The organism is Falsihalocynthiibacter sp. BN13B15, from assembly GCF_041205415.1.
GTDB lineage: Bacteria > Pseudomonadota > Alphaproteobacteria > Rhodobacterales > Rhodobacteraceae > Falsihalocynthiibacter > Falsihalocynthiibacter arcticus.
In genome coordinates, this window is sequence record NZ_JBGFCE010000032.1 from 1 (window position 1) to 10,725 (window position 10,725).

The 10,725-nt window shown below is 53.2% G+C and carries 7 protein-coding genes and 1 pseudogene; 3 read left to right on the forward strand and 5 right to left on the reverse strand.

From position 1 onward, the window contains the following. Positions 1-956: 956 nt before the first annotated feature. Complete coding sequence (locus AB9F26_RS21615) at positions 957-2,894, reverse strand: DUF3604 domain-containing protein (protein WP_369769060.1); 1,938 nt, start codon at positions 2,892-2,894, stop codon at positions 957-959. An 837-nt stretch (positions 2,895-3,731) separates the two neighbouring features. Between AB9F26_RS21615 and AB9F26_RS21620 the strand changes: the two genes are divergently transcribed. After that, positions 3,732-4,094 (forward strand): tyrosine-type recombinase/integrase, encoded by a 363-nt coding sequence (locus tag AB9F26_RS21620; RefSeq protein WP_369769061.1) that lies wholly within the window; start codon positions 3,732-3,734, stop codon positions 4,092-4,094. A 352-nt stretch (positions 4,095-4,446) separates the two neighbouring features. On the opposite strand, the gene AB9F26_RS21625 is transcribed toward AB9F26_RS21620, so the two are convergent. From AB9F26_RS21625 to AB9F26_RS21640, 4 genes are all read right to left on the reverse strand, one after another. Then, complete coding sequence (locus tag AB9F26_RS21625; RefSeq protein WP_369769062.1) at positions 4,447-5,007, reverse strand: YbhB/YbcL family Raf kinase inhibitor-like protein; 561 nt, start codon at positions 5,005-5,007, stop codon at positions 4,447-4,449. Beyond that, positions 5,004-5,963: a YHYH protein gene (locus tag AB9F26_RS21630; RefSeq protein WP_335586923.1), complete on the reverse strand. Its 960-nt coding sequence runs from the start codon at positions 5,961-5,963 to the stop codon at positions 5,004-5,006. The genes AB9F26_RS21625 and AB9F26_RS21630 overlap by 4 nt, the downstream gene beginning before the upstream one ends. A gap of 23 nt (positions 5,964-5,986) precedes the next feature. After that, a complete protein-coding gene (locus AB9F26_RS21635) occupies positions 5,987-6,628 on the reverse strand; it encodes a PEBP family protein (RefSeq protein WP_369769063.1) in 642 nt (213 codons plus the stop codon). A gap of 501 nt (positions 6,629-7,129) precedes the next feature. Next, positions 7,130-8,053 carry a ketopantoate reductase family protein gene (locus AB9F26_RS21640; RefSeq protein WP_369769064.1) on the reverse strand — a complete coding sequence of 308 codons (924 nt, stop codon included), beginning with the start codon at positions 8,051-8,053 and terminating at the stop codon, positions 7,130-7,132. 301 nt (positions 8,054-8,354) lie between these two features. Between AB9F26_RS21640 and AB9F26_RS21645 the strand changes: the two are divergent. After that, positions 8,355-9,517: pseudogene (locus tag AB9F26_RS21645) on the forward strand (IS30 family transposase). A gap of 191 nt (positions 9,518-9,708) precedes the next feature. Next, positions 9,709-10,470 (forward strand): hypothetical protein, encoded by a 762-nt coding sequence (locus tag AB9F26_RS21650; protein WP_369769065.1) that lies wholly within the window; start codon positions 9,709-9,711, stop codon positions 10,468-10,470. Positions 10,471-10,725 lie beyond the last annotated feature (255 nt).

A 10,725-nucleotide genomic window follows, 5' to 3' on the forward strand; every position in this document is an offset into this window, starting at 1 on the left:
ACAGTTGAACGAACGACCCCGCAAGACCTTGCAATATCAAACCCCAGCTGAGAAGTTCGCCCAGTGTGTTGCGTCGATCAGTTGATCCCGCCGCCCTTAGTGTCGAAATGTGCATGGTGCAAAAAATGGACCAAATCACTCACCTATCAATGTCGCAAACGGCCCGATCCAGACATTCACACCATGCTAAAACGCTGCAGCGCAGAACCTGCGCCGACATTGATGAAAATTAGGACTGGAGCCAATAGATAGCTAAACAGCGAGAAAGTTTCATTGCGGGGTAAGATTGAAATTCGTTCATTTCAAAATTATTTCACCAAACGAAATTACGAATTTTTCACGAAATTTATTCACAAATTGTTGAAATAAAAAATTGAACGTTGCTTTTCTACCGCACCAATTTTTCAAGAAAATACAATAAAAACAACCTATTGCTGGCTGATAGTTGTTTTTTGACATCAAAGTGACATCAGTTCTTTCAGTCTCCTAACCGAGAAGCACGGAAGAAATGATGTTGGACAACTACCAAACAAGATGGTGATCCGCCCAAGTGGTTTCGAACTATTGGCGGCGCAGTGGCACCTACAAGGCGAAATGCTTGCGACCCCGCCTGATAACTCCCATGCCGACGAAGTCCATATGCGCTACCGCTGTGATGATGTCATAATCGACGATTGCGGCGGCGATAAACGAGGGGCCAAGAAAGACCTTGCAATACAAGACACCAGCAGAGAAATTTGAAGCTTGTGTTGCAGCGGCCCGTTGCAGCGCCTAAAACTTGAGCTGGTGGTGTAACTCAATGTGGGACTACCATCATAGCGGCCCCTTAATTCATGGAGAAGGTTGATAGATGTTCAAACCTTCGCGCTGACGTTAGACAGGATAAATTTTTCGGACTAGCCCCGGAATTTAAAAGGCCCCTCGCAGGGCCTCTTAATAGCTTTTTGAAACACTGACTATTCTTTTGGGGTAAACCAAATCGGCGTGGTGTAGGCGCGTTCTTGCTGCGCGAGGGGAGCTTCTGGGGGGATTTCTGAGCCAAATTTGAGGACATCAAAAAGGTACCATGGCGGCGTAGGGATTTCGAGAACCCGTGTGTAATAAAACGCGCGTTCATTTGGATCGAAATCTGGGTCCGTCCAGACGGTTACCAATTCGGCCGAGCCGATGGAATTGCTCCATGTTGCGGTTGCTGGATCAACGGTATTGCCCACGGCGGGTAATTTTCCGCTCGCGTCCAATTGGCGCGCATCTCCCCACGCCACGTCATAGACTTTCTCGTGGGTGATGCCATCGGCATCGACCCAGCCCTTGATGATTTGGGCCCGGTCCAAATTAGCTCCGATTGGATCGCGCAGGGCCGCAACGAGGAAGGTCGGGGATTGGCCATCTTGAGGTTGATTGAGATCGCCGCCCATTGGCACACCTTTGTCATAACCGACGTTTGCTATATTGCGCGTTTTCAGGTCTTCGGTGGTAAAATCATAACCGCCGAAAAGGCGCACCGAAATGCGCGGGCCTGTTGTGGCGTAAACTTCCTTGCGATCCATTGCGTCGAATAATGAGGTACGGGTATTTTCGCTGGCCCAAACCGCGGTGAGGCCGCTGGAAACCTGTTGCCAGCTGGAAAGTTTTCCGTTTTCATTTTCCATGAAGGGATGCGTCAGGCGTTCGGGGCTTGGTTCATAGCCGGCGTGTTTTCCAAAAAAGTTGTCCTCTTCGATCGCGGCAAGGGAGGTGTGGGAGTCGGTGGCGCCGACGATCCCGAATTTGTAGGGGTTGGTGCCGAACTTTTCCTCAAGAACCATTCCGTTTTTGAGCGCTTCACGAGCATATTCTCCGGCAAGCATGTCGTCTGTTTTGGCGGCCGAAAGATCAAGGTTGCCAACATCCCACGTGCCGTAATCTGCGAATTCATCATCCGGTGACAGGAAGGGGTGGGTTTCGCCGTCGCCCTTGATTTGAGTGATCTCGTAGTTGCGTTCCCATTTGGCCCGTTGCTCGACGTAGAATTGATCGAGTTTGCGGCCGGTAAATTGCTCTTCGGTTGGGAACATTACGCCATTTGAGAGGTTGCCATTGTGGGCAAATGTGATGGCCGCACCATTGGTTTTGGCCTCGTAAACTTCGAGGTATTTATAGAGGTCGAGCGGGTCGTTACTTCCGATAGGGGCTACCGTTGTAAAAGGGACTACTTGGCGGGCGCGGTCGGCGCCATCGCGGAAAACGACGTTTCGGTGCAAGTTGTTTCCGGCCGCAAGGGACGTCCATTCAAACCCGATGAAAGCTGTGAATTCACCTGGAGTGTTGTGTTTTTCAGCCGCGAGGATCACGTCTTCCCAGATGGTTGCGTAGCGCCGCGCACCGGGGGAGTAATTGTTCAACAAAGCGGGTTCAATTTCTCCCTGAGAAAACGCGCCGATTAAATCGAGAGCTGTTGCGACGGCCTCTTCACCGCCGGCCCGCACACCCTTGGACCATTTCGCGCCCTGTTCAAATTGGGTGATCGCGGGGGCGGCCGAAATCATATCATCGATCATGCCCATGCCGTCGGAGTGGTCGGTGATTGCGAGCCAATCAAGCGCACGTGCGAGGCGTACTTCTTGGCCAGAGGAGGCTGTCACTTGCGCGCCACGCGCAAATCGATAGGCCTCGTCTAGGCCCAACCGATTGCCAAACGCCCCTGCATCCATGGATAAGGACGTGTGAAGGTGGCTGTCTCCCCAAAAGGGACGCTCTGGAAAATCTCGATTCACATAGGGCGAGTAAGGGCTGTCCTTGTTAAGGATTTCTTCGAGCAGGTCTTCATTGGCTTGCATTTCCTGTGCGGTTACGGATGTTGAAATTAGCGCGCAGGTTGTTGAAATTATTAGAGCAAAGCGAAGTGTAAACATGGCTATTCTCCTTTAAGACAGGGGTAGAGAGGGTGGCAAAAAAATGAATTGGCGGTGCGAGGTGTATTTTCCCAGTATTGCTCAGGACGATTGAATTTCAAACCGTTTTATCTAAGGACGCCGTGAGGCCAAATCAAAAGCCAACGCAACGCACGGATTTTCGGCACAAATAGGTTTTGTGCGCCGTTCTCCTCATTCTCAATTAAAAGTCGACGCTCGGCGTGGACCCTAGTTTTCAGTCAAATGCGCTCGCGGAGGAAGCCGGACTTCACCCCACGGAGCCACCTAGACGAACTGCTCGATCCAGACATTCACACCATGCTAAAACGCTGCAGCGCAGAACCTTCGCCGACATTGATGAAATTAAGACTGGAGCCAATAGATAGCTAAACAGCGAGAAAGTTTCATTGCGGGGTAAGATTGAAATTCGTTCATTTCAAAATTATTTCACCAAACGAAATTACGAATTTTCACGAAATTTATTTGCAACCAAATGAAATAATTAATAAAACGTTCCTTCTCGACCGCACCAATATTTTCCCCTTAATCAGTGAAGTTCCTTATTTATATAAGGATATACAGGGGGTTATGGTGGGCATTTCGTACTGAAATGCGCTATAATCCATTGAAATTGACATGCCATTGCGATTTTTCCGAGTGGGAGGATTTGAAATGGCGTCCCTTGCAAAAGTTGCAAACCGGCAAATGACAGGCGTAAGTCGCCATGCAAGGTACGCGGAAATCAAAGTCATTTGAGAAGCGGGTTGATGCCAAAGACGGGGCGCGCGCCAAGAGTTCTTGATTCGACAAGGGGAGGTTTCGGGATCGACCGAGACCATGCGGAATGCGTTGCTGCGATATGCGCGTTGCCAAGTTGGAAATGACCAAGAATGGCACTGGCGATCTGTGCCGCTCTCAACCGCCGCTGTGGCGCTTCTGAAGGGGCTACCTAATGTAGTGGCGGGTGGGGCGTGTTTTGCCCTGACCAGTGCCAATCTGGACGTATTGTTTCGGCGCGTGCGCGATCGGGCAGGGATCAAGAACCTGACGTTTCATGATAGCCGGCACGAGGCCATCACGCGGATGGCGTCAAAGCTCGACGTGTTGAGTATGGCGCGGGTTGTGGGGCATAAAGATATTCGGATGTTGCAGATATCTTACAACGAAACAGCGGAGCAATTGGCGCAACGCTTGGGCTGAGACTAAGCGTCATTTAGGGCAGATGAAGTGTGGTCAAGCATAGCAGGCGTGGGTAGTGTTTCCCTTTTGCCAGCTGCAAAATTAATTGACCTCGCTTTTTGCTGCGATTCTCCATGATCGGGCGCATGCTTCGGCGGTGCGCCCGTCGGCCTTTATGAAAAAACCCATATACTCGCCCGATGCGGTCCATTGACGCCGATGGCCGACTACTTGGATGAGTAACCTCATCTCCGTCGATTTAATTTTCATGTCCGCATAGCCGACCTCGGTGCAGTGTGCGGCGAACGGCCGGAAAGAGCCCGTTATAACCGATTTTTTGTGTGTCGCGGCGAACGTCCAGTTTCGGCGCGATTTAGTTCCAGAATGTGAATGATGAGGACGAGATTACAAGCGGCCCGATGGCTTGTGTCATTTCGGTCCAGTCCACCTGCAGGCTGTCGTTGCTGGGCAATGTGTCTGGGGCCGCGTTCAGCGCGAAAAGCGTGATGGTGTATTCGTGACGTGCGCCGCGTGGGGAGCAAGGCGGTGTGTACCCTGTGAATCTCTCATCTTTGTCCGCGCCTTCATCGCCCAAGGAGGTTGGGTTCCCGCGCGGAATGGCGGTTGTGTCTGCGGGGATGTTCCACAAGAGCCAGTATTGGCTGGGCGCGTCGGTGCCTGCGATTTTGCCGCGCGGATAGTGTTGCATGATGACTGCGAGGCTCTGCGTTCCTTCGGGAACCGTTGACCATACGAGCGGAGGCGAGAGGCCATCCCCCCCGTCGCGACTGCATTTTAGATCGCTTGGCAGGTCACCGCCACTCACAATGGCCGGACTAGTCAGTGTAAAAGTGTCTTGGGCGGTCGCCGCACCCGCCCAAATGCCGCAGAACAGCAGCGGAGCGAGGCCGGACAAGCGGTGGGCAAGGGTCATCGGCAGAACTCCCCTTCCATGACGTCCCCATTGTTGGTCACGGTTTTGGTGGTATAGTCGTAGCAGTTTTCCGTAGCAGCAGGGCTGTAGCGGATGTAGTATTCCTCGCCTTCAAAGCTGTAATCCATGCTGCGGCTGCCATCGGCGCTTTGCGTGAAGACGAGGTCTTGAACGCCACCTTGAGGTGGGCGCCCTGGTTGTGCACCGCCGCCGCTTGCGGCTGATAGGGGCCGTACACGGGGCAAATCATTGAAGGTCGGCAGCTCGCCCATCAGGCATTGCACGATATAGGGCGCGTCTTGTGAGGTGTGGTAGCGGTAGCCAAATGTGTCGTCCGTCTGCCCGTTGCAAACATCCAGCACGCCACCTTCAATGGTGCTGCCGTCGGGGTTTGTGTCGCCATAGATCGGAAAGCCGTCAAACGCCCAGCCGATGATTGCTTCTGGTCCCGCATTGGCCATTTGCGCGATCATACAGGTCGGCGCGACGTGATAGTGGTAGTCATCGCCACGACCAGCGTGCCCGCCGCACACGTCCAATTGGTCCGTTTGTAGCGTGTCGTGTTGTGCCTGATGGTGCGTCAGATCAGCTTCCGACATCTCACCGCCGCCAGTATAGTCATAAATCGGCACCCCGTTGACTGCCACGCCGAGCGCCGCATCGCGGGTCAGCGGCGTTCCCGAAAAGACGGGATTGAGGAGGACAGGTGCGGGGTATTCGGCGGGAACGGGCACTTGTTCGTTAGTACCGACGATGCCCGTCATCATGTCATGATCGGGATAGGTGTCAGATGTCAGAATGGCTTGGGTGTCGGTGCAGGTTACGGTCACGCTCTCGGCAAAGCCCGCATCCGCGACAGAAGCGGCCACAGCATCGCAGCGGTCGTCGTGGGCAAGTGTAGGGCTAGCAACGGCGATGAAAAGCGGACAGGCCAGAAGGATAATTGTGCGGTTCATAGTGCAGATTCCTAAAGTATGGGTCAATTGACAGTTATACGGCACAAGACGGTATTGCTTTGCTCAAGGTCGGGTCCCCAGATCAGCTCGGCTTTTGGATCCCAGCTGATGGCGTCGTAGCCGTCTTTTGGGCTGACCTCGCGGGCAGTATAAACGTCGGCTTGCGGCCAATTGGATGTATCAAAGGACGCCGTATCCCAGTCTGCGGGTTCGTCCATAGTGTCAAATGTGCAAACCCCTTCGCCAGCCACGGGATTTGTGGACGCCTCGCAGGATTTATCCAAGGGGGCCGTGTGGATGACCTCACATGCCCATTCTGCGGAGCTGGCGGCCACGGTCTTTCCGGCTGCGTCGCGGATTTGAAGGATCAACCCACCATCGCCCATCTGCTGGCGCCCCGTTCCGATATATTCCAAACCTGTATCGTTTTCTTTAAAGTCTTTGGCCACAACACCCACCACGAATGGGCGTTCGGCCTCAAACGTGAAGCTTTCTGCATTGAAAGACCGCTCCGTCGTGATCGGCACACTGTCTTGCGCGACCTGCGTGCCGTCTATGCGCAACTCGAACCAATTGTCCGCCCAAACGTCGGATGAAAAAGTCTCAGCAGTTGCAGCGGTGGCGCAGAACGCGCACAGCGCGAAAATGGCGAAGGGTGGTTTCATGATAGGTCCAATGCGATTGTTACAACCATTATACGTGTTCCACGTGCAATTCCGTCGGGCCTTTCTGAAAATAATTTAATCATGACGCCAAATCTCGCTACTCGGAGCCGGCAACCCGCCACCGATGACGCCTTGTATCGCGAGTTTCGCGCCTAACGAGATAAGACCGCAGTCGCCCGAAGGGAGGGAAAAGCAGACTTTGGCGCAGATGCAGCGAACGGCGGGTTTGAGCCCATAAGACGGATGCTGCTGTTTGTCTCAATGACGGCAATGCGCTGGAAACGCCCTTTGCAAAGTCGGGTTGACGGTCATCCGAAAACACCCAACGAGGTTCGCCCATCGATGACAACGACGGCGGGAAGTAGGGGCGCACTAAAATTTCAGGATGCGGTAGCGAGTGCCCTTCAAGGAGTAGTTGAAACCTGCTGCCCCCATCCCTCACCTGAACCAACACAGGTATGCTTTTGATCGGCTACACGATTATGTGGAAACCACAGGCAACTATCCGGGAGACCCATATTTAAAGGGCTGGAGCGCCGACCAGAACACCTCATGGATCGGCGTCGGAACACCGTATTGGCGGCCCAGCCGCACCACGTCCCCGCTCAAGTAGTCAACCTCCAGCCGCTTGCCGGCTCTCAAATCGTCCAGCATTGAGGCATGCATCGTGTCCGGCAAAGTTGAGATGGTTTTCCAAGTTTGCTCGACAAGGCCTTCGGGCAAGTCCGGCACCATCGCCCTGCCGACCCGATTGGTTTCTGCCATCCCAGCAAGGAACAACGCGCGGCTGTCTGGATTGTTCCGAAGCGGCCCCATATCAAGCCGCGTCAAGGTTGTGATGCTGGCCAGCATTGCCTGAGAGATGAACTTTACCCACAAGTCGTGCAGAATATTGTCCGGAATCACGGCTGTCGCACCCGCGTCAATGATCGCATCACGAAGGGCCGCAACGCGCGGGGTGACCCGGCCATCCAACTCGCCAAATGAGAGCGTGTCCCACATTGCCGAATGGTTGATGACGCCGGGTTCGGGAATGTCGGCCGGGATGCGCGCCACGCCCGGTACCACGTGCTGCATGCCGATGATTGCGCCAAGCCGGTCATGGGCGCTGACACCATTCTGACAAGTCACAACCATCGTGTCAGACTTAAGCATTGGAGCAATAGCTTGCGCCCCGCTTTCAACGTCATAGTTCTTGACCATGAACAAAACCACGTCGACCGGTCCTACTGAACGGGGATCGTCGGTTGCCGCGATCTCAGACATATGTAAGTCCCCGCGCGGGCTCAGAATTTTCAGGCCTCGCTCCTGAATCGCTGCCAAGTGCGCACCCCTTGCGATCAAGACAACTTCGTTTCCGGCCGCAGCCAGACGTGCTCCAAAGTAACCTCCGAGCGCGCCTGCGCCCATCACTGCGATCCTCATACGTCTCTCCCATATGTCTACCAGTCTCGTTCATAACACGCGTGTCGGCCGGTGCAGAAACCTTATTGTGCCAGAATTCACAGTGGCGGCGTCCTGCATCGCCAGCGCTGGTCTCGTCCGCAGGCAAAGCCTGTTTGTTACTCTATGTGAGTTAGCCCAAGTTCAGGGCTGAGGGACGCAGCAGGTCCGCTTCGAGCCGTCCATCCACCTTAGAGCAGGAACATCGAACGGCGGCTTTGTCGGGCGGTTTCAACTGGTCGACGCAACCCTTTGATCTTTAGTCAAAGATGGAGTAACCATTATGAAGTATCGCCGCCGAGTATTTTTTACGGATAAGCAGACGTCAGAGATTTGGGACAGATGGCAACGCGGAGAGTCGATGAGTTCGATCGGGCTTGATTTTAACCGAGCATCATCGTCGATCTATCCACTCCTCGCGCGTACTGGCGGCATCCGTCCACCGACCGCGTGAGATCGCGCTTCGCTCTCCCTCTGATCGATCAAGAAGAGATTTCCAGAGGCCTGCGTTCGAAGGTGTCCCTGCGCTCAATTGCACGATCCGTGAAGCGGTCAGCATCGACCATCAGTTGTGAAGTCAGGCGCGATGTCGGCACCCAAAGCTATCGTGCAAACCAATCTGATACAGCTGCATGGGATCGTGCCCACCGCCCAAAGCCCTGCAAGTTGGCAGGCAATGACTATCTCTGCCGTGCTATATCGGCCAAACTGATCCGCAAGTGGTCCCCGCAACAAATCGCAGGTTGGCTGATGCGCGAACATCCCGATGAGAACAAGCGCGTCTCGCATGAAACGATCTACCGAAGCCTTTTTATCCAGACGTGCGGCGTACTTAAGAAGGAGTTTCTGGCTCATCTATGAGCGACACGATCCATTCGCCGGTCCCGCCACGCCACGCTAAAACGCAGCGGGTTGGGTAAGTTCAACGATGCGATATCGATCCGTGACAGACCTGCGGAAGTTGAAGACAGGGCCGTTTCGGGCCATTAGCCTCTCGGTGATGCCAGCTAATAGAAGGCGACCTGATTGCAGATTCTGGCAAAGGTTGACAAAAAGGACAGTCACAGTGTCATTCAAGCGTTGATCAAACAGGCACGCAAGTTGCCCAAAGAGCTTTATCGCTCACTGACTTGGAATCACGGATCAGAGATGGCGGGGTACAAGACATTCACTTTGGCGACGGAGATCGATATCTTTTCCTGCGACCCTCACAGCCCCTCTCATCGCTGCAAGCAGCGACTGCCGGGCAATGCATGGCAGCGCGGCTCAAATGAAAATACCAATCGCTCGCTGCGACAATACTTCCCAAAGGGCACGGATTTGGCGATACATAGTCAAGCAAAGTTGAGTGCTGGCGCAAGACCGCTTAACGAACCACCTCGAAAGACGCTGGGATACGAAACTCCCGCAGAGCGTTTCAATGTATGTGTTGCGTCGATCAGGTGAGCCCGCCCCGCATAACTACCGTTGATGCATACTGCGGCGAATGACCGGTTTCCTCCCTTAGTCTTGAATGACACGAACGTCCCAAACCGGACCTTGATGTTTTGCGCAGCTAACAGCAGGTTTGAGCCCTTATGGTATTCCAATGCTAATTTAGTTACTTTTCAGCGATCAGCTTTTGCATGAGAAAAACCATGACCTCCAAAAAAATTACATTGGGCGAAGAACTCTCAGGGGAAGTCACCCCGAAACTAGGTATCAATACTGGCGCATGGCTCCGGCGCACCCTACTAAGGGTCCTAAACTTCGGCTTGCTGGCTTGCATATCCGCATTGCTTTTATGGTGGTTCTTAGGGCAGTCAGACTGGGACCAGGTCTCATTTTTGGCCCTCTTGACGGCACTGATTGTTTTCTGGTGGTTTGTGAACCGAAAAGTTCGCGAAAACAGGCCGCACTTTTTGTTGATCAATGATCGGCAGGGTTTCATTCATGGACTGCGACTGGACGAAAAGGTGGCCGTTTTTGATGGAAACAATATTTACCATCTTGGGCATGACAAAGGGTTAGACGCTCAACCGCTTGGTGAGATCGCGCACCTGCTTCGCTCACAAGGATACCGTATCGTTTGTTTCTTTGATGCCAATATTTTTTACACCCTTGAAGAACACGGAGCTTTCGCAAGGGACAAGCGGCATTCACTGGTGATGCTAGAAGACATTTTTGGGCTCAGAGAAGACGAAATCTATGTCGTGCCTAGCGGGTTTCAGGCAGACAGATACATTCTGGAGTTTCTCAAGTATATGCCAATATCTTTTGTTGTGACCAACGACAAATTTCGTGACTACGCAAACCAATATCCGACCGTGATGAAGGATAACCTTTGGCGTAAGGGAGTGGTGATTTCTGGCGATGAAATCAGATTACTACAGCATCAACTCCAAAGCCCAATGAGGTGAATAAACAGACGGCAGTCTTGTCCGGAGGCTGTGTGAAAACTCCCCCATTTTGATCCAGATGCTGCTATAATTTCCGTATTCGGTATGGAGGTTGTTCATGACGCATTTCATCGAAGGTTTAGACTGGCAGCGGTCGATGTTACTGCCTGAACACCTCGACGATTATGTTGATGAGAATAGCCACGTCCGCGCGATTGATGCTTTCGCGGACATGCTTGATTTGGCGGTTCTTGGCTTCAGCGCGCAACCTGCCGC

Excerpts from the sequence above, each read along its gene's own strand:
- AB9F26_RS21615 (WP_369769060.1), bottom strand. The coding sequence starts at position 2,894 with ATGTTTACACTTCGCTTTGCTCTAATAATTTCAACAACCTGCGCGCTA.
- AB9F26_RS21620 (WP_369769061.1), top strand. The coding sequence starts at position 3,732 with ATGCGGAATGCGTTGCTGCGATATGCGCGTTGCCAAGTTGGAAATGAC.
- AB9F26_RS21625 (WP_369769062.1), bottom strand. The coding sequence starts at position 5,007 with ATGACCCTTGCCCACCGCTTGTCCGGCCTCGCTCCGCTGCTGTTCTGC.
- AB9F26_RS21630 (WP_335586923.1), bottom strand. The coding sequence starts at position 5,963 with ATGAACCGCACAATTATCCTTCTGGCCTGTCCGCTTTTCATCGCCGTT.
- AB9F26_RS21635 (WP_369769063.1), bottom strand. The coding sequence starts at position 6,628 with ATGAAACCACCCTTCGCCATTTTCGCGCTGTGCGCGTTCTGCGCCACC.
- AB9F26_RS21640 (WP_369769064.1), bottom strand. The coding sequence starts at position 8,053 with ATGAGGATCGCAGTGATGGGCGCAGGCGCGCTCGGAGGTTACTTTGGA.
- AB9F26_RS21650 (WP_369769065.1), top strand. The coding sequence starts at position 9,709 with ATGACCTCCAAAAAAATTACATTGGGCGAAGAACTCTCAGGGGAAGTC.